Here is a 19542-nt window from a genome sequence, read left to right on the forward strand (position 1 = left end):
TCAAATAATGACGATTAAAAGAATTATCTTTGCGTTGCTTGCTGCTTTCATTTGCCTATTGGTTCATGGCAGAACTTACGTGGTCTGTATTGGCATTTCAGACTATCCGGGCTATCGCAACGACTTGACCTACAGCGACCATGATGCGCGTGCCATGAACGCCCTTTTCAAGAAGGGTGGCGCGAACACAGTTTTGCTGACGAATGGCAATGCCACCGTTGAGCACGTGATGCGCGCTATGCATATATTCCGTGAGGCGGAGGCAGACGATGCCATATTGTTCTATTTCAGCGGTCACGGGTTGCCTGGTCTGTTCTGCTGCTACGATGGCAGTCTTCATTACAACATCATCTACGAAGCCATGCACCGCAGCAAGGCTTCCAAGAAGATGATTATAGCAGATGCCTGCCATTCGGGACAGATACGCCGCAACAGTGAGCGTGCCGCCGACAGTACGCAAACGAGTGTGATGTTTTTCCTCTCCTCGCGCAGCAATGAGCGTTCGATTGAGCCCATGAGTTACGGCAGGAATGCCTACGAGTGGCGGAACAGCCTTTTCACCACCTTCGTGCTTCAGGCTCTCCGCGGACGTGCCGACATGGATGCTGACGGCTTTGTCTCCGCCATAGAACTGTTCGAATATGTCCATTCTAACGTCTCAGCCATTTCACGCGGTATGCAACACCCTGTGATGTGGGGTAAATTCGACAGAGACATGCCAATTTCAATGGTCAGCGCCTCGCAACACCAAGCGCCATAATTATTGACACCTACGACAAAAAACCATACACAATCATGTCTAAAAAACATACCATTAAGTGCAGCAACTGTCAAAGGGAACTAAAAATCCCCAACGACCCCGACCATATAATATTCAACCTGAAATGTCCTGCCTGCGGTGAGATAATGGATATGGATTATGAACATCAGGATGACACTCACCCAACCCATCGCCCCATAAAGAAGAAAATCAAGATTCTTCTCACAGTGTGTCTGCTGGCTATAGGTGCGTTTGCCTGTCTCTATATCCTGAACAATTTCATTTTCTCAACAGGTTTCAAAAAGGAAAAGGACCGTCTGAACAGGGACACAGAAACCATCGTAGAAACAAAAGTCCCCACACCCGACACCACTGCTTCTGCAGGCGGACAAAAACCTGCGATGTCGGATGACGACAAAGCGATTTCGTCTCATTGACGGATGCCATGAAAACAGAGAAGATGAACATATTCGGTCTGCTGAAGAACCTTTGGCCCTTCGTAAAGCCTTACAGGTTGCTCATTGCGTGTACCATTACGCTGACTTTCATCGGGTCGCTGATGGCGCAGGTCAATGCCATAGTGCTGGACAAGGCGGTGGATGCCATCAATGCTTTGATACAGAACGTAAGTTTTGACTGGAGCAAGGCCACCAAGATATTGCTGATTATCAGTATCGTCCTTCTGGGCAAGGAACTCATTGCAGCCTTCATCACCTTCTTCCAACGCTATTTCGGACAGAAACTTCGCATTTTCGTGAGCCGCGACCTTTCACTGCAAGTGATTGACAGAATTCTGACATTCCGCATGTCTTTTTTCTCTGCCGAAGACAATGACACGGGTAAATTGCAGTCGCGCATAGACCGTGGCGTGATGAGCCTGAGCAATACGGTAAACAACTTTTTCATCGATATTCTCCCCCTCTTCACCAGTGCCATTCTTGCTCTGATACTGATGTTTGCCGCTAACTTCTACGTCGGTTTGGTGGCTTTGTGCATTGTACCCGTGTATTTCTACATCACATACAGACAGGCAAAGCGCATGAAGGGTGGCAGGAGGAGCATCTTCAGCAGTCATCAGGCAGTAAGTCAGGGCATCCTGAACATATTGGAAAGCATCAGCGTCATCAAGTCGTTCAACCGCGAGCAGGTGGAGGCAGAGAAGCAACAGGCTGTGCAACAAACCATGACAGACCGGCAGATGAGTACCCGGCGCTGGAGTTACCTCTATGACGGTCTGAAGAGTTTCTTTGAACAGATTGGCACGGTACTGATTATCATTCTCACTGCCTATCTGGTATTGACAGACTATCCGGGCATGAGCATCGGAAAGATTATGTACCACGTCATGCTGTTCAGCAACGTGAGTGCCCCCATCCGGCAGTTGCACCGCATCTACGACGACATGAACGATGCACTGATTTATGCTGAAGGCTTCTTTGGCATCCTGCATGCTCACGACGAGGTGGAGGATACAGGTGAGTACCATCCCGACACTGTGAGAGGCGAGTTCGAACTAAACGGAGTGGACTTCACTTACGGAAACGGCACAAAGGCATTGACGGACGTGAGCATGCGCATCCAACGTGGAAAGATTACCGCCTTGGTGGGTCTGAGCGGCGCGGGCAAGACGACTATCGTCAACCTCCTGGACAAATTCTATCATCCCGACTCGGGGAGCATCAAACTCGATAGCACAGAACTGCGGGATTGGGACACGCGCTGGCTACGTGAAAACATAGGATTGGTGTTGCAGAAGAACCATATCTTCAACGGTACCATCGAGGAGAACATCAGGTATGGCAACCCGAAAGCCACTCACGAAGACGTGGTGGAGGCAGCCCGGCAGGCTTATATCTACGACCAGATTATGCAGTTGCCCAAACAATTTGATGCACCAGCCCTACAACTTAGCGGTGGACAGCAACAGCGCATTGCTATAGCCCGCATGTTTATCAAGAACCCTCCCATCATATTCCTTGACGAGCCAACAGCCAGCCTCGATGCCGTGGCAACAGAACAGATCAAGTCGAGCATTGATGCCATCAAGGCGGGGCGAACGGTCATCATCATATCTCACAACATCGGTCAGATCGTTGATGCTGACCAGATTTATGTCCTTCAGAAAGGACGTGTCGTACAGAGCGGTACACCGGACGAGGTATATCGTCAAGGCGGTCTCTACAAGGAAATCTTCGACGCGAGCGCCCGCAGCATGAATGTGGATAAGATTGCTGACAGAGTTAAGGGAGTTGAGAGAGTTGCGACTCAGTCGCAACTTACTTGACAAAACTTACTTGACAAAACTTACTTGACGAAACTTACTTGACGAAACTTACTTGACAAAACTTACTTGACAAATAAAAGAGTTTTCACTGATTAATAATAAGCATTTCTATGAAAAAATTTCTTCAAAGCGCCCTGCAGCGTAGTTTGTTCCTATTGGCTCTGGGTGTGCTCATCGTTTTGGTGTCGCACGATGCCACGCGCTGGCTTGTCATCGGCAGTGGTATTCTTTTCGTACTCATAGGCGGTCTGACCATTATCAGCAACTTTCGCGAAGAAACGCCATCAGAACTGGCACCCATCGCCAGCGGTGGCAGCATACTGTTCGGTGTGCTACTGATCTGCAAATCCGAGATGTTCATCCAAATTATGATGTACGTGCTTGCCGGACTTCTCATATTAGTCAGTCTGACACAGTTCAACACACTGTTCACTGCCCACAAGCGCGGTGTGAAGATACATACAGGCTTGTACATCCTTCCTGCCGTACTGTTCACGTTCGGTGTGCTGTGCATGTTTTTCTGGCACGAAGCGCTCGCGCTCATCGTTACGCTCATCGGTTGCGGCTTCATTGTCTATGCGCTGTTGGAACTCTGCATTATCTTTTTCGTGCACCGTCTCGACAAGAAATCAGTAAAGGAGGATAAAGCGAAAGAAGATGTGGTTGAGATTAAGGCAGAAGAAGTGGAATAGGAATAAATTCACGTTTTTCGAGTGCATTATCAAAAATTTTCACAGTCGAGTTTACAAATAACTTGCTTAATCATAAAAAAATCCAAACAAACCGATGTTTTTTCCGGAAAAACTTGCAACATGTCGGTTAGCCCTGTACTTTTGCAATGTTTTTCATGGTATTAGATTAAGGTTAGTGAAAAGTTGGTTGTCGTGAGACAATCAATTTTTTTTGTTTATAGCCCATTTCTGCATTGTTTCCGTTTTTTTTAGTATCTTCGCAGAATAAATAGGTCATTTCTGGGGCAGGCGACGTAATTCGGCACAAATTTTGCTGAAATATACAGGAAAACGCTTCATTCAACAATGACGATATATATAGGAATCATTATTCTATAATAAATAGTTGATTGGGGATATATTAAAATGAATTACAAAAACTGAAAAGAGAAAGGATTATGGAATTAGGTATGGAATTTGGGTTACCAACGACTTTGACCCGCATATTACAATATAGTCGCGACGAGGCTCACCGCTTGCATTGTGAAGCGGTGGAACCTCAGCACCTGCTATTGGGCATCATTCGCGACAGCGACAACTCCGCCACACTTGCCCTGACGAGTTCTGGCGTGAACCTTGATGAACTGCGTACTCGTCTGGAGGCATTGAAACAGGGCAGTGTTGTATTTTTTGAAAATCTGACAGAAACCATCATCCTGAACGATGCCAGCAAGCGGATTTTCAAATTGGCTATTCTGGAAACACGTTTCTCTCACGATAAATCGACCGATGCTCACCATTTGCTGCTTGCCATGCTGCGCGACAAGGATAATGAGGCTAAGCACGTCCTGAACGGATTTGGCGTAACTTACGAGAGTATTTCCAAGATTCTCAATCCCACACAGCCTAACGTGAGCAATGCTTATGGTTTTCCTGCGGGCGAAGACACAGAAGAATACCCTCAGGGCGATGACAATTCCGGTGCTTCGGGCACTACAAGGGTGAGCGACGCAAGTCAGTCGGACACCCCCATCATCGACCAGTATGGCATCGACCTCACGCAATCCGCACGCGACGATAAACTGGACCCCGTTGTGGGTCGTACCAAAGAGATAGAGCGCATTGCCCAGATTTTGTCACGCCGCAAGAAGAACAATCCTATCATCATCGGCGACCCTGGTGTGGGCAAGAGTGCCATTGTGGAAGGTCTGGCTCAACTGATAGCAAAGAATCAGGCCGCTCCTTCGCTGAAGGACAAGCGCATTGTTTCTCTCAATATGGCAAACATCGTTGCCGGCACACAGTATCGTGGTCAGTTTGAGGAGCGTTTGCGTCGCCTGATCATGGAGTTGTCAACACACAAGGAGATAATTCTCTTCATCGATGAAATTCACACCATCATAGGTGCCGGTTCTGCGCCTGGCAGCCTCGATGCGGCAAACATTCTCAAGCCAGCCTTGGCTCGCGGCGAGGTGCAGTGTATCGGTGCTACGACCATAGATGAATATCGCAAGACGATAGAAAAGGACGGTGCCCTCGAGCGTCGTTTCCAGAAAGTGATGGTGAATGCCACGACCAAGGAAGAGACACTTCAGATACTGCATAACATCAAGGACCGCTACGAGCAGCACCACAACGTTACTTATAGCGACGATGCTCTCGATGCTTGCGTTCGTCTGACCGACCGCTACATCAGCGACCGCTCTCTGCCCGACAAGGCCATCGACGCCATGGACGAGGCTGGTAGCCGCACCCATCTTGTCAACGTCAGCGTACCGGGCGACATCGTTGCACTGGAGAAAGAGATTTCCGACCTGCGTGAACAGAAGATGCAAGCAGCCCGCGAACAGCAATATGAACTTGCTGCCAACCTGCGGGACGAGGCTCAGCAGAAGCAGAAAGAACTCGATGTGCGCAACAAGGAATGGCAGGAATCACTGAAATCGGAGAAATTGCTTGTGGACACAGAAGACATAGCCAGCGTGGTATCGATGATGAGCGGTGTTCCGGTACACCAGATGGCAAGCACGGAGAATGTCCGCCTGAAAGGCATGAAGGAAGCGCTGTCGGCGAAGGTCATTGCCCAGGATGAAGCCATCAGCCAGGTAACGCGCTCCATCACCCGCAACAGGATAGGTCTGAAAGACCCCAATCGCCCTATTGGCACCTTCATGTTCATAGGTCCTACAGGTGTGGGTAAGACTTACCTTGTCCAGACACTGGCAGAATTCATGTTCGGCAGTAAAGATGCGCTCATCCGCATCGATATGTCAGAATTTCATGACAGATACACCGTGAGTCGGCTTGTGGGTTCCACTCCCGGATATGTAGGCTACGAAGAGGGCGGTCAACTCACGGAACGCGTTCGCCGTAAGCCCTACTCTATCATTCTTTTCGACGAGATAGAAAAGGCGCATCCCGATGTGTTCAACACGCTCCTGCAGGTGATGGATGAAGGTCGTCTGACAGACGGCAGTGGCAAGACTGTTGATTTCAAGAACACAGTGATTATCATGACTTCAAACAGCGGCACACGCCAACTGAAGGACTTCGGCAGCGGCATAGGTTTTGAAAAGACGGGTCTGGCTGGCAACAGCAAGAATGCAGAACGCATTGTCCGCAAGGCATTGTCTAAGCAATTTGCCCCGGAATTCCTCAACCGCCTTGATGACATCATCATGTTCCAGCCGCTCAATGAAGAAAGCGGGCGCAAGATAGCCCTGCTTGAGATAGATGCTCTTCGCAAGCGCATGCAAGGCATTGGTTGTGAACTGACGCTTACAGATGCAGCAGTTGACTTCATCGTGAAGAAAGGTTTCGACCCACTTTACGGTGCACGTTCGCTGAAGCGGGCAATACAGCAGTACATAGAAGACGTGATATGTGAAGACATCATGGATAATTCGGAGAACAAGACGTTCTTGATGGACGTGTCCGATGACGACTCACTCAAAGTGGTCAAGGAATCCTCCCTACCCTCCGAAAGCACTACCGAATAGGACATTTATCAGTATCATACAACAAATTATAATATGAACTTCATCAAGACCGACATCAATGATGTATGGATATTAGAGCCGCGGGTGTTCGAGGATGCCCGAGGCTATTTTATGGAAACATGGCGTGAATCGGACTTTAATGCCGGCATTGGCAAGGCTGTCCACTTTGTTCAGGACAACGAGTCGAAGTCGAGCAAAGGCGTGCTCCGCGGCCTGCACTATCAGAAAGGTGAGTTTTCGCAAGCGAAACTTGTCAGGGTGCTTCAAGGCAGAGTGGTTGACGTTGCTGTTGACCTGCGCCAGGACTCGTCCACTTACGGCAAGTATGTGGCAGTGGAACTGAGCGATGAAAACAAGCGCCAACTGTTCATACCCCGCGGTTTTGCCCACGGTTTCCAGGTACTTTCCGACACGGCAGTGTTTACATATAAGGTGGACAACGTGTATGCTCCGCAGGCAGAATGCAGCATTCGCTACGACGACCCCACCATCGGTATCGACTGGCCGCTGAAGGAAGGCGTGCTGCTTTCGGAAAAAGACCTCAATCACGCTGTAAGTTTTGACATTGCAGAGAAGTTCTGATTATATATTATATAGTCTAATCCTTCTCCTGCTGCTATCATTGAGCCAACAATAACCCATACATCCACACCGACTTGAAAAAAATACGCAATTTCTGCATCATAGCCCATATTGACCACGGCAAGAGCACCCTTGCCGACCGCTTGCTTGAGCGCACGGGCACCATCCAGATTACCGAAGGTCAGATGCTCGACGACATGGACTTGGAAAAAGAGCGCGGTATCACCATCAAGAGCCACGCCATCCAGATGGAGTATCAGCACGGCGGCGAGACCTACACACTCAACCTTATAGACACCCCGGGTCACGTAGACTTCTCCTATGAGGTATCGCGATCCATTGCAGCCTGCGAAGGTTGTCTTTTGGTGGTCGATGCCACCCAAGGTGTTCAGGCACAGACCATTTCAAACCTCTACATGGCCATCGAGCACGACCTTGAGATAATCCCCGTACTGAACAAGTGCGACATGATCAATGCCATGCCCGAGGAAGTGGAGGACGAAATTGTTGAACTCTTAGGCTGCGACCATTCCGACATACTCCGCGCTTCTGCCAAGACCGGCGAGGGCGTGGACGAGATATTGGAAGCCATCGTTGAGCGCATTCCCTGTCCTACGGGCGACGAGGACGCGCCGCTGCAGGCACTCATCTTCGACAGTGTGTTCAACCCCTTCCGCGGCATTATCGCCTATTTCAAGATTGTGAATGGACACATCAGCACCAACGAGCAGGTGCTCTTCGTCAACACCAAAAAGCAATATCAGGCAGACGAGATAGGCGTGCTGAAGATGGACCTGTCGCCCCGCAAGGAGTTGCATTGCGGTGATGTGGGCTACATCGTGAGCGGTATCAAGACAGCCACAGAGGTAAAAGTTGGTGATACGATTACTTCCGTTTCAAATCAGTGTAAGGAAGCCATTTCCGGTTTTGAGGAAGTCAAGCCAATGGTTTTTGCCGGAGTCTATCCTATTGAGACAGAAGATTTCGAACAACTCAGGGCAAGTCTTGAGAAATTGCAGTTGAACGATGCTTCGCTGACGTTCTCGCCCGAATCGAGTGTGGCACTCGGTTTTGGTTTCCGCTGCGGTTTTCTTGGTCTGCTCCACATGGAAATCATTCAGGAGCGACTGGACCGCGAATTCAACATGAATGTCATCACTACGGTGCCAAACGTGAGTTACCACATCTTCAACAAGCACGGCGAGATGGCAGAAGTACACAACCCTGCGGGGATGCCCGACGCCATCGAGATAGAGCACATCGAAGAACCTTATATCCGTGCTTCTATCATTACTCAGACGGACTATATCGGTGCCATCATGAAGTTGTGCCTCTCCAAACGAGGCGAACTCGTAAAACAGGAATATGTCAGCGGCAATCGTGTTGAACTCCACTATGACATGCCTTTGGCAGAGATTGTCATCGACTTCTATGACAAGTTGAAGAGTATATCGAAGGGTTATGCCAGTTTCGACTACCACCCTATCGGTTTCCGCCCCTCAAAACTGATAAAACTTGACATATTGCTCAACGGAGAACCTGTTGACGCCCTTTCCACACTGACGCACGTTGACAATTCCGTCTATTTTGGCAGGCGCATGTGTGAGCGTTTGAAAGAACTGCTACCCCGCCAACAGTTCGACATAGCCATCCAAGCCGCCATAGGCGCGAAGATTATTGCACGCGAAACTGTGAAGCAAGTACGCAAGGACGTAACGGCGAAATGCTACGGCGGCGACATCTCCCGCAAACGCAAGTTGCTCGAAAAGCAGAAACGCGGAAAGAAGCGCATGAAGGAGATTGGCAACGTTCAGGTGCCACAAAAGGCGTTCTTAGCCGTTCTGAAACTCGACTGACATTCATACCCCACCCTTCATTTACTTCTGACGATGAAAGTAGTAATAGTGAAATACGACGCGGGCAACATCTACTCCGTGGTTCATGCGCTACGGCGCATCGGTGTAGAACCGCTTCTGACGGACAATGAAGAAGACATCCGCAGTGCCGACCGCATTGTGTTCCCCGGTCAGGGTGAAGCCGCTACAACGATGAACAGTCTGAAATCAAGCGGACTGGACCGTCTCATTCCTTCGCTCAAACAGCCTGTTCTTGGAATTTGCATTGGCATGCAACTCATGTGTTCTCACAGCGAAGAAGGCGATACAGACTGTCTTGGTATTTTTGAAGGTTCTGTCGTTAAGCGGTTTGTTCCACAGACAAAAGAAGACAAGATACCCCACATTGGCTGGAATACCGCCAACATGGCAGACAATCCGCTATTCAAAGGTATCAGCAACAACGACTTCTTCTATTTCATCCACAGTTTCTACGTACCCGTTCACGATAGGTTTACCATAGCCAGCACCGACTATTGTGGCACGGCTTTTTCGGCAGCGATGAGGAAGGACAATTTCTTCGCCACACAGTTTCATCCCGAAAAGAGTGGAAAAAATGGCGAGACATTGCTGCGAAACTTTCTTGAAATAGACCTTTAACCCATATACACATCTATGATTCTCCCCATTCCCGCGATAGATTTAATTGACGGCAAGTGCGTTCGCTTGACCAAAGGTGATTATGCCACAGAGAAGGTATATAATGAAGATCCTCTTGAGGTGGCAAAGGCTTTTGAGGACTTGGGCTTTCCCCGTCTTCACCTTGTTGATCTGGACGGTGCGCGTTCGAAGCACGTCGTAAATCACGTCGTATTGGAGCGCATTGCCAATCAGACAAGTCTGACTATCGATTTTGGCGGCGGTATCAAGCAAGACGAAGACCTGCGGAAGGCGTTTGACCATGGCGCGGCTATGGTTACTCTCGGTAGTATTGCTGCCACATCGAAAGAGACTGTTTTGGATTGGGCTGCGCAATATGGTGCAGAGCGTTTCATTATCGGTGCCGATGTGCAGGACGAAAAAATCCGCATCAACGGCTGGCAGGAAGAAGTGGAACTGACGCTCATGGACTTCATCGCCGGTTACGGCGAGAAGGGGCTGAAGAAGGTGCTGTGCACTGACATCAGCCACGACGGTACGCTGGCGGGACCTTCAACTGCACTGTATCAGAAGGTGATGCGGACTTTTCCCGACTGTGGCTTAATAGCATCTGGCGGCGTGAGCGGCATTGACGACCTTCAGACGCTAAATGAAATTGGTGTTCCTGAAGTGGTATTCGGTAAAGCCATCTATGAAGGGAAAATCGACCTGCGGGAAGTGTCAAAACAATACATTCAATAAGACCGTAAATACACTATAATATGCTTGCCAAACGTATCATACCCTGTCTTGACGTGAAAGACGGCGAAACCGTTAAAGGTACGAATTTTGTCAACCTACGCAGTGCCGGCGACCCTGTTGAACTGGGACGTCTGTATAGCGAACAAGGGGCAGACGAACTCGTTTTTCTCGATATCACAGCCAGCCACGAAGGCAGAAAGACTTTCACCGACATGGTGTCGCGTGTGGCAGCCACGCTCAACATTCCGTTCACCGTGGGCGGTGGCATCAACGAACTGGGCGACGTGGAACGTCTGCTCTCAGCAGGTGCCGACAAGGTGAGCATCAACTCCGCCGCACTGCGCCATCCTGTGCTGGTGAACGACATCACGCGCCGTTTCGGCTCGCAGGTATGTGTTGTAGCGATTGATGCCAAGCAGGAGGCTGACGGCAAGTGGCGGTGCTACCTTAATGGCGGGCGCGTGCCTACCGACCGTACACTCTTCGACTGGGCGCAGGAAGTGGAAGACCGCGGTGCAGGTGAGATTCTCTTTACGAGTATGGACCACGACGGTGTGAAGGAAGGTTTTGCGCTAGATGCCCTATCGAAACTCCACGATTTACTCTCCATACCCGTCATTGCCTCCGGCGGTGCGGGCAAGATGAATCATTTTGCAGATGCTTTCACCATAGGTCATGCTGATGCAGCCCTCGCTGCAAGTGTATTCCACTTTGGCGAAATCGGCATAAACGACCTCAAACACCACCTCTCCACTCAAGGCATCAACGTGAGAATGACATCTTAAAAAGCAAGTGCTTTTGAACAGACCATTGTGTGTTAATTGAGTTGGACATATAATGTTGTAATACAACCATTTTTTTGAAGCATTTCAAAAGTATAAATAATATACATTAAGCATACTATAGAAAAACCGAGAAGAAGCATACGTATGTCAAGAACAAGGTAATCATAGCGAATTTCGAAATAAAAAACTAATGATAGCAAGATTATGACAAATATTGAAGATAAATATGACTTTGTTGGAGAATACCATCAAGGCGTAGCTATAGTAGTAAAAGATGGCATGTATGGTGCAATACTAAGGGGTGGCCAGGAAATATTTGAGCCTCGTTATGATTATATATCTGCATTTAAAGATGGATATGCCCAAGCTATCAGGAAGGGAGAATGTAGAATCCTAAACCTTTCTGGCAATGAATGTAAGAAATATGAAGGGAATTTTATCTCAATTTCTGCGAAATATGATTCTGTTAGAGAATTTAAAAATGGACATGCATGTGTTCAATTAAATGATAAATGGGGGGTTATTGATACAGAAGGAAAAGAAATATTTGAACCTCAATTCTATTTTATATCTGATTTTGTAGGAGGAACTGCAAAATATAAAAATCATAGCATTGGTTCTTGGGGATTTGTTAATGTTGACGGCTTTTGTTCTGAATGTAATCTAAATGAGCCAGAAATTGAGCCGAATGGTAATCTTATTCTCAATGAATCTGGAAATAGATTTCGAATTAATAACAAAGGACATATTTTACTGAATGATGGAAGTACTATTATATCTTTACCTAAAGTTTACATTGTAGCTAAAGAGTTCAAAGATGGTTATGCAATAGTTAAAGATAATACTGGTTACTGGGGTGTAATCAATAAAAAATGTGAAGTTGTAGTTCCTTTACAATATAATGAGATACATGATTTCAGTGAAAATAAGGCTTTTGCATTAAATAAAAACGATAAATTATGCCTAATTTCAATAAATGGAAATATTATAAAAGTATTTGACACATATACCGATGGTAAACCTTTTCAGGATGGTTTTGCCATAGTTAGTGAAAACTGGAAACATGGAGTGATTAACGAAAAAGGAGAAGAGTTGCTAGCTCCACTTAGTGGATATATTGATAGAACAGACAATCCCTATGTGTTCAAAATTAGTTTAGATGGTAAAAAAGGACTATTTAATGCTTCAACTGGGTTACTAATAAAACCGAGATATAAAAGGATTATAGAAGTAAGAAAAGATTGTGTTTCGGTAGAAGTGAATGGTATAAGTGAGAGCTTAGTGGATTTATCTGGACGCGCTTTCATTACCCCTCAAGGAGTTAATCAGAGGATTTATTTGCCAGAGTGGTGTATCGCTGGTAAGAATATCAACAACCTTGTGTTTTCAGGTGTGTCCGATGAAGGTAAATGGGGATTGATAGATAGTGCCGGAAATACATTACTTAACCCTGAATATGATAATATAGGCGAGATTAATGGTGATATAATTCCTCTTGAGAAAAAAGAGAATTACAGAGGAACGAAGTATGGCTGTTATAATATAAAAAGTAAGCGCATTATTTCTGTTATATTTGATAAATGTCCAGAATACACTAATGACTTTTATAAGGTCACTTACAATGGATTATTAGGCGTTATAAACGGAAAAGGAAATGTTATAATCAAAGCATCATGGAATCAAATAAGCTTATATAATGAACATTTCCTTATTAGCAAAAAGAAAAAGGATTATTATGATGATGATTATATAGAATTTGGAGTTGCAAACAAGAAAGGTGAAATTCTCTTTAAAACCGAATGCGATGACTTTGTTATCCTGCAAAGCGGATTGTACAAAATTAGTAATCATTCTTATAGGTATAGCTATAACAATAAAGTTTGGTATATTTACAATAATGTTGGGAAGTTGACCGAAGAATCTTTTGATGAAATCAACATAGAAGGCAATTATATTGCTGTTTCTAAAGATGGTCGAAAAGGTCTTTTAAATGAGTCTGCAGAGAAAATAATTAAAACAGACGATGGCAATTATATAAAGTTGCCATCAAAATTCACATGGGGATACAACTTTAAGGATGGTATAGCAAAAGTAATCATCAATGGATTTGAGAATTATGTAGATGAATCATTTAACTTTGTTATAATTAATGACACAAGCATTATTCATTTACCTAAATCTATAGATTATCTGACAACAAAAGATTCTTTAGGAAATTACATATTCGTATCAAATGAAAAATATGGTATTGTCAACAACAAAGGCAAAATAATAATAGCAGCTAAATACGAAAATTTGGAATCCTTTGTACAAAATCTATACATAGCCAAAATTGCTAATAAAAACGATAATAGCCGAGAGTTATATGGTGTTATTGATATCAAAGAAAAAACAGTAATACCTTTTGATTATTTCTCGATAGAACCATACAAAGGGTATGTTCCATCTTATGATCGGCCAAGAAATGAAGAAGTAGAAATAACTAACGAAATACAATATTGGCTTATTTGTAAAGATGGATATGGTTTAATTGACAGCAATGGAAAGATTTGTATACCTCCAATATATCAGGACATTGAACAAGTAGAAAATAAATTTATTGTAAAGTTAGATGAAAAAAAGGGACTAATTAATCATGATTTCAATACTTTAATTGAGCCTAATTACAATAAAATAACACCAATTGGTAATGGTTTTTGGAAGGTTGAAATAAAAGAACTTTCTTATAAAGATTACTATAATGAAGAGCACTATACTTATAAGTTCGGCATTATAAACTCACTAGGCGAGGTGTGCTTGGAACCTATATATAATTTTATTGGCGACGTAAACGACACTGAAATTGTCAAGGGACGTGCTTTTATAAAAAATGGAAGAGTTGGTTTAGTTGATGAATGTTATCGCATCCTTGCACAACCCGAATATAATATTATATCTAATTTTGAAAATGGCAAAGCAACTGTTAGTAAATATGTTTTTAATCAAGATGAAAATAGAGATATTCTAATAAAAGGCGAATTAGATATAAATGGCAATTTCACTGAAGAAGAAAAAGAAATAAAGATTGTAGAAACATTGAAAAATGGATTTAAGGTTATTCAAGAAGTTAATCCAAGTCAATATAATAATTATTGCGCAGTGGTCGATAATAATAACAGTTTTATTTTGCCATATAAATACCATAAAATTGAAGAATTGGAGAACGGATTGTTTCGTGTTAAGCTTAAAGGTGACTATGGACTGCTAGACCAAGATTTTAATGAGTTAATTGAGCCCAAATACTCATATTTGCGACAAATTCAAAACATTTATAATGCTTCTAAATATGACTTTGGTCATCATGGCTTGATAGATTCCCAAGAGAATGTAATTCTCGAATTTGAATATGATAATATCGAATCTGCTACTCCTGGATTAATATGGATTTATTCAAATCATAAAATTGGTTTGGCTACAACAACAGGACAAGTGCTATTTACACCTCAATTTGGAAAAAAAGAATCATTACAAAATGGTTATATAAAAGTGAACGATGGGCACTGGTATGAATATGACGAAACAGACGATGAATGGCGTCATAAAGAAACTAAATGGGGATATTCTGAAGGAAAGTGGGGAATAATTAATACTGATGGGTGTCTTATTTTACCTACTATTTATGATTCTATTGAAATCTGGGGAAGAGACCACTTCGTTGTAACAAAAACAATTTCAAATATAAGAGTTAAAGGTATTGTAAATAATAAAGGTGAACAGTTAGTGAAACTTTACAATGGCAACTACATTCTCGCGTCAAAAAAATACGATTGGCAAGATGATTTCAATTCACAAGACCGTTCAAGAGTTTATCATAATGGCCATATTGGTTTTGTGAATAAAGAATTCCAACAAATTGTAACATATAAACATAAACAAAAAGAATCTGAATTTATTCTCCATGAAGATTATGATTGGGGATATAATTCAACGACTGAATTAATTATTATAGAAAAGGATAATAAAAAAGGATTTATTAATTCTGAGGGTCTATTGATTATTAGTCCTAAATTCGATATAATAGATGAACTTAATTACGAAAATATTCATATATATATATGCTGTACCCAAGATAAAAACTACCCAGAAGATATATCTAAAAGCACATGGTCTATATTGAATAGCGAAGGTGAAATAATAACAGAATCTCTCATCGAGGAACCAATTTATATAGGTTACTCATTAATTGCCATAAAGTCAATTGACAACAAGTATCATATAATTGATATTTATGGTAAACCCACAACTGATACTTATTTCGACTCCGTAAGAGAGTTTAATGACTTTGAGATTTCATTATTCACACCAACAACGAATAGCAAGAACATTACCAATAAAAAAAAGGAACTAGACTTTGCAATCGTAGAAGTAGGAGGCAAATATGGAATTATTAACAATTTAGGAAATCTTATTATTCCACCTAAATTCTCATCATTGATAAAAACAGAAGGAAATCTGTTCTTAGCTGATGGAGTTTTAATTAATAGTAGCGAGCAGAGTGTTAGTTTCAAAGATAATCTAAACTTAATAAAAACGGATGCTTATGAAACTATTGAAATTTTAGATAACGGCCTAATCATTGTTTCAAAGAACAATTTATTTGGTTGCATAAACCAAGTTGGAACGACAATCATACCATTGAAGTATCGTTCATTGGAATATAAAAACAATTTGCTGATTGCTACAATTTATGATAAAACTGATGATAGCTATAAAGATGGCGTAATTAATTTTCAAGAAAAACAAATAGTTCCATTTAGTAAGCAGATTTACGATATACAAATAGAATCTGATATGATACTATACAGACAAGACGGCCGTTGGGGTGCATATTCCCTTCAAGGACAATCTATATGCAAACCAATATACGATCATATAAAACTGATTGCAGACAACCTTATCAAGGTCGCTAATAATTATAATTCTCAAGAAAAATGGGGCTTGATTGATAATTCTGGCCATGAATTACTGCCACTGGAATATAGTGAGATTGGTGATGACATATATAATGGACTATTAAGAATATATGAAGGTATCAATAATGATTATAAAGGATTTGTTGATATCACTGGACATATTTTACTTGAACCAACCTATTCTTATATAAATAGTTTTGTCGATGGATATGCTATTGTTCAAATAAAAAAACATGATCGAAATGATAATTACTTTTATCTACATGGCGTTATTAATAGTCAAATGATTGAGGTAATCCCTTGTGTATTTTTTGAAGAAATAAAATATGAGAAAGAAACGGGACGTTTCCATACAGGAGATAATTATATAACTACTGACGGAAGATTTATTATAGAGGTTGATGGAAAAGAACTTTATGTTGATAATAAATATGCGTTTTGTGAGCCATTTAATGATAAATGTGCCATAGCTGTTCAAGCCTCAGATAATCAATGGGATAGAACTGATTTTAAATATGGTCTTATAGATAAAAAATCTAATGATATCCTTCCCCCTATTTTTTCTAAATTGGAATTATTGGACAATGGATTGTATAAATTCTGTATAAACAATTTATGGGGATTGGTTAATTCTGATGGTAATATTATTATACCTAATAAATACAATGATATAAAAAAAATTGAAGAGAATCTAATTCGTATTCAAATAAACAAACCTAATAAAGATAGAAAAGATGAAAATCGTATTTATGGGTTAGTAGACTATCAAGGTAATGAGATTCTTTCACCCAATTATGAATTTATAGGGAAGGTACATAACAATATCTCTGTCGTGAGGAAGAATAATGTTTGGGAACTATTTAATATTTTGAGGAAACAAATAATTAGTATCCCAAATGCAGCCTACTTAGGGCCATGTATAAGTAATTTATGTAGAATTAATATAGGGGGAACTTATGATAAGAAACGTTATCGCACGGATGGTGGTCTTTGGGGCTATACCTCTACTGATGGACAAGTCGTAATTGAACCTATTTACGAGGAAGCAAAGTCTTTCTCAGGTAGGATAGCAGCAACTAAATTAAACGGCAAATGGGGAATTATCAATACAAATGGTGAAAATATTGTCCCTTACGAATATAACGATTATGAACTTTTTGAATATGACGAAGATGATCCAGATGCTAATAAAGGAAAGTGCCAATTGGTTAAAGATGGAAAAATTTTCGTCTTTGACGAGAATGGAACTCTAATTGAGTCTTATGATAAAGAAGATGACTATGATTACTATAGTTATGAAGAACCTGTGCGTAACCCATATGATAGTCCCTATTATAACGACAATTTAGATATGGATCAACAATCTCAAGAATTCTGGGACAGCTTGTAAATTCCTTATCATATATAGAAATGATAGGAAACGATTTCAAAATAAATTTAATAGATTTTTTAAGATATAAATATAAGCTATACACAATGATTCTCTTTTGAATAGCAAGGTATTCCTATCTCAAATATAGTAAAAACATATATAATTATTTGATAAAGATGAAAGCACTCCTAAAACTTGCTATCGCAGTACTTCTGTTGGTGTGTCTGGCAGACCTGCCCTACGGTTTCTACGAAATTGTGAGGTTTGCCGCGTGTGCAGCCTTCGCCTACCTCAGTTACGACTATTTCAAACAAAGGCGCGACTTTTGGGGCATTGTGTTTGCAGCCCTTGCCCTGCTCTTCCAACCATTCTTCAAGATTTCTTTGGGCAGAACGCTATGGAATGCCGTTGACATCATCGTGGCACTTGCGCTGTTTTATCTCATTATCAGGGCCATAGGCAAAAGAAAATGACAGAATATTGATTTGCTGATGAATTATAAGAGAGACTATAGCAGTTCCGGAGGTTTTGGTTGTTCGGGGTGCTTTGAAAAAGTTTTTTTTGTTCTCTTTTTTTGTGTTCTTCTCTCCGAATGTATGAACAGATGTGGCTGCACTAATGATAGTAAAACAAATTCTCCTGCTGCAGACTCCGTTCCTGTCTACACAGACGAAGACTTCAATGCCTATCTGGACTCTATAATTGCTGCGCAAGACACAACCGCAACCGACACTTCGCAAGCAACACAGACAAAGGAAAAACCGTTAAAAATCGCCCCAAATACAACTACAACGAACAGACATTCTGCCGCATACGAGGAAGGTCGCCGAAAGGGATACAACATGGGCGAGGAAGACGCCATAGCACGAGGAGGATGGCAGGCAGGATATGACGACACCAACAGTTACGAAGGCGAGGAGCATGACGACTACGTACGCGGCTACAACGATGGCTATGAGGACGGCTATAATGACAACTACGAAGAGGAACAGGACGGAGAGGATTGAGAGCGGCAGTGGTCTGGGACTTTGCGGGTTGCGACACAATCGCAACAAACTGGACGAGGAAGTAGATTCTTAGTGCAGGATTCACTTTCATTATAGAACGACATTCTTAATTTTTGAACATCCTTTTTATTATCGTATACGCATTTTTCAGGCTAAACCTGCCGTTTAGTTTGCATTTTCATCAATTTATTGACATTCCGCTGTCTAAGCCATTATTTTTTCTTAATTTTGCGCGTTAAAATTTGGAAATTACTTCACGATGACAATAGATTTTGAAAAATGTGGCGGTTTGGTACCAGCGATTGTTCAGGATGCAGTGACGAAAAATGTGCTTATGCTGGGCTATATGAATGCCGAGGCGTATGCAAAAACACAGGAGACAGGTCGTGTTACTTTCTTCAGTCGTTCGCGTCAGAAACTGTGGACAAAAGGCGAGGAAAGCGGCAATTATCTTGAGTTGGTCAGTATTAAGGTGGACTGCGACAATGACACCCTGCTCGTTCAGGCACATCCACACGGTCCTACCTGCCATACGGGTAACGACACCTGCTGGGGCGAGGAGAATTCTCAAAATCCTTTACTTTTTTTGACCGAATTGCAGGATTTCATTGAGAAGCGTCATGAAGAGATGCCCGAAGGCTCCTATACCACATCACTTTTCAAGGACGGCATCAACCGCATGGCACAGAAGGTGGGCGAAGAAGCGCTCGAGGCGGTGATAGAAGCCGTTAACGGTACAAACGAACGCCTTGTTTATGAAGGTTCGGACATGCTCTACCATCTCATTGTGCTACTCACGGAGAAGGGATTGCGCATAGAAGACCTTGCAGAAGAACTGCTGAAGCGACATAAGCCAGGTTGGAAAAAGCATTAAAAGCATTAAAAGAAATACTA

Annotated in this window: 14 protein-coding genes; all 14 read left to right on the forward strand. The window is 42.8% G+C overall.

Going from position 1 to position 19542, the window contains the following annotated elements:
* The first annotated feature begins 7 nt into the window (after positions 1-7).
* The 14 genes from C7Y71_RS02935 to hisIE all read left to right on the forward strand — a co-directional run bounded on the left by C7Y71_RS02935 (position 8) and on the right by hisIE (position 19522).
* On the forward strand, positions 8-760 hold the full coding sequence (locus C7Y71_RS02935; protein ID WP_146739438.1) for a caspase family protein: 753 nt from the start codon (positions 8-10) through the stop codon (positions 758-760).
* Positions 761-795: 35 nt separating this feature from the next.
* On the forward strand, positions 796-1197 hold the full coding sequence (locus C7Y71_RS02940; RefSeq protein ID WP_111898643.1) for a hypothetical protein: 402 nt from the start codon (positions 796-798) through the stop codon (positions 1195-1197).
* An 8-nt stretch (positions 1198-1205) separates the two neighbouring features.
* On the forward strand, positions 1206-3044 hold the full coding sequence (locus tag C7Y71_RS02945) for an ABC transporter ATP-binding protein (RefSeq protein WP_226943536.1): 1839 nt from the start codon (positions 1206-1208) through the stop codon (positions 3042-3044).
* Between the two features lie 110 nt (positions 3045-3154).
* Positions 3155-3736 (forward strand): DUF308 domain-containing protein, encoded by a 582-nt coding sequence (locus C7Y71_RS02950; RefSeq protein ID WP_111898642.1) that lies wholly within the window; start codon positions 3155-3157, stop codon positions 3734-3736.
* 437 nt (positions 3737-4173) lie between these two features.
* A complete protein-coding gene (locus C7Y71_RS02955) occupies positions 4174-6714 on the forward strand; it encodes an ATP-dependent Clp protease ATP-binding subunit (protein WP_226943538.1) in 2541 nt (846 codons plus the stop codon).
* Positions 6715-6747: 33 nt separating this feature from the next.
* Positions 6748-7296 carry a dTDP-4-dehydrorhamnose 3,5-epimerase gene (gene rfbC / locus C7Y71_RS02960; RefSeq protein ID WP_111898641.1) on the forward strand — a complete coding sequence of 183 codons (549 nt, stop codon included), beginning with the start codon at positions 6748-6750 and terminating at the stop codon, positions 7294-7296.
* Between the two features lie 74 nt (positions 7297-7370).
* The gene (gene lepA, locus C7Y71_RS02965) at positions 7371-9152 is read left to right on the forward strand and encodes a translation elongation factor 4 (RefSeq protein WP_111898640.1); all 1782 of its coding nucleotides are present in this window, start codon (positions 7371-7373) and stop codon (positions 9150-9152) included.
* A gap of 33 nt (positions 9153-9185) precedes the next feature.
* Positions 9186-9791 (forward strand): imidazole glycerol phosphate synthase subunit HisH, encoded by a 606-nt coding sequence (gene hisH, locus C7Y71_RS02970; protein WP_111898639.1) that lies wholly within the window; start codon positions 9186-9188, stop codon positions 9789-9791.
* Positions 9792-9806: 15 nt separating this feature from the next.
* A complete protein-coding gene (hisA, locus tag C7Y71_RS02975) occupies positions 9807-10532 on the forward strand; it encodes a 1-(5-phosphoribosyl)-5-[(5-phosphoribosylamino)methylideneamino]imidazole-4-carboxamide isomerase (protein ID WP_111898638.1) in 726 nt (241 codons plus the stop codon).
* 20 nt (positions 10533-10552) lie between these two features.
* On the forward strand, positions 10553-11317 hold the full coding sequence (gene hisF / locus C7Y71_RS02980; RefSeq protein WP_111898637.1) for an imidazole glycerol phosphate synthase subunit HisF: 765 nt from the start codon (positions 10553-10555) through the stop codon (positions 11315-11317).
* Between the two features lie 204 nt (positions 11318-11521).
* Entirely contained in the window at positions 11522-17659 is a 6138-nt protein-coding gene (locus tag C7Y71_RS02985; protein WP_111898636.1) for a WG repeat-containing protein, read from the forward strand.
* A 158-nt stretch (positions 17660-17817) separates the two neighbouring features.
* Positions 17818-18114 carry a DUF6804 family protein gene (locus C7Y71_RS02990; RefSeq protein ID WP_111898635.1) on the forward strand — a complete coding sequence of 99 codons (297 nt, stop codon included), beginning with the start codon at positions 17818-17820 and terminating at the stop codon, positions 18112-18114.
* A gap of 123 nt (positions 18115-18237) precedes the next feature.
* Positions 18238-18648 (forward strand): hypothetical protein, encoded by a 411-nt coding sequence (locus tag C7Y71_RS02995; protein WP_111898634.1) that lies wholly within the window; start codon positions 18238-18240, stop codon positions 18646-18648.
* A gap of 259 nt (positions 18649-18907) precedes the next feature.
* Positions 18908-19522: a bifunctional phosphoribosyl-AMP cyclohydrolase/phosphoribosyl-ATP diphosphatase HisIE gene (hisIE, locus tag C7Y71_RS03000; protein WP_111898633.1), complete on the forward strand. Its 615-nt coding sequence runs from the start codon at positions 18908-18910 to the stop codon at positions 19520-19522.
* Positions 19523-19542: the final 20 nt, after the last annotated feature.

The organism is Pseudoprevotella muciniphila (assembly GCF_003265305.2).
GTDB lineage: Bacteria > Bacteroidota > Bacteroidia > Bacteroidales > Bacteroidaceae > Alloprevotella > Alloprevotella muciniphila.

What these genes read in the sequence shown, in the direction of transcription:
- C7Y71_RS02935 (WP_146739438.1), top strand. Translation starts at nt 8, where the DNA reads ATGACGATTAAAAGAATTATCTTTGCGTTGCTTGCTGCTTTCATTTGC.
- C7Y71_RS02940 (WP_111898643.1), top strand. Translation starts at nt 796, where the DNA reads ATGTCTAAAAAACATACCATTAAGTGCAGCAACTGTCAAAGGGAACTA.
- C7Y71_RS02945 (WP_226943536.1), top strand. Translation starts at nt 1,206, where the DNA reads ATGAAAACAGAGAAGATGAACATATTCGGTCTGCTGAAGAACCTTTGG.
- C7Y71_RS02950 (WP_111898642.1), top strand. Translation starts at nt 3,155, where the DNA reads ATGAAAAAATTTCTTCAAAGCGCCCTGCAGCGTAGTTTGTTCCTATTG.
- C7Y71_RS02955 (WP_226943538.1), top strand. Translation starts at nt 4,174, where the DNA reads ATGGAATTAGGTATGGAATTTGGGTTACCAACGACTTTGACCCGCATA.
- rfbC (WP_111898641.1), top strand. Translation starts at nt 6,748, where the DNA reads ATGAACTTCATCAAGACCGACATCAATGATGTATGGATATTAGAGCCG.
- hisH (WP_111898639.1), top strand. Translation starts at nt 9,186, where the DNA reads ATGAAAGTAGTAATAGTGAAATACGACGCGGGCAACATCTACTCCGTG.
- hisA (WP_111898638.1), top strand. Translation starts at nt 9,807, where the DNA reads ATGATTCTCCCCATTCCCGCGATAGATTTAATTGACGGCAAGTGCGTT.
- hisF (WP_111898637.1), top strand. Translation starts at nt 10,553, where the DNA reads ATGCTTGCCAAACGTATCATACCCTGTCTTGACGTGAAAGACGGCGAA.
- C7Y71_RS02985 (WP_111898636.1), top strand. Translation starts at nt 11,522, where the DNA reads ATGACAAATATTGAAGATAAATATGACTTTGTTGGAGAATACCATCAA.
- C7Y71_RS02990 (WP_111898635.1), top strand. Translation starts at nt 17,818, where the DNA reads ATGAAAGCACTCCTAAAACTTGCTATCGCAGTACTTCTGTTGGTGTGT.
- C7Y71_RS02995 (WP_111898634.1), top strand. Translation starts at nt 18,238, where the DNA reads ATGAACAGATGTGGCTGCACTAATGATAGTAAAACAAATTCTCCTGCT.
- hisIE (WP_111898633.1), top strand. Translation starts at nt 18,908, where the DNA reads ATGACAATAGATTTTGAAAAATGTGGCGGTTTGGTACCAGCGATTGTT.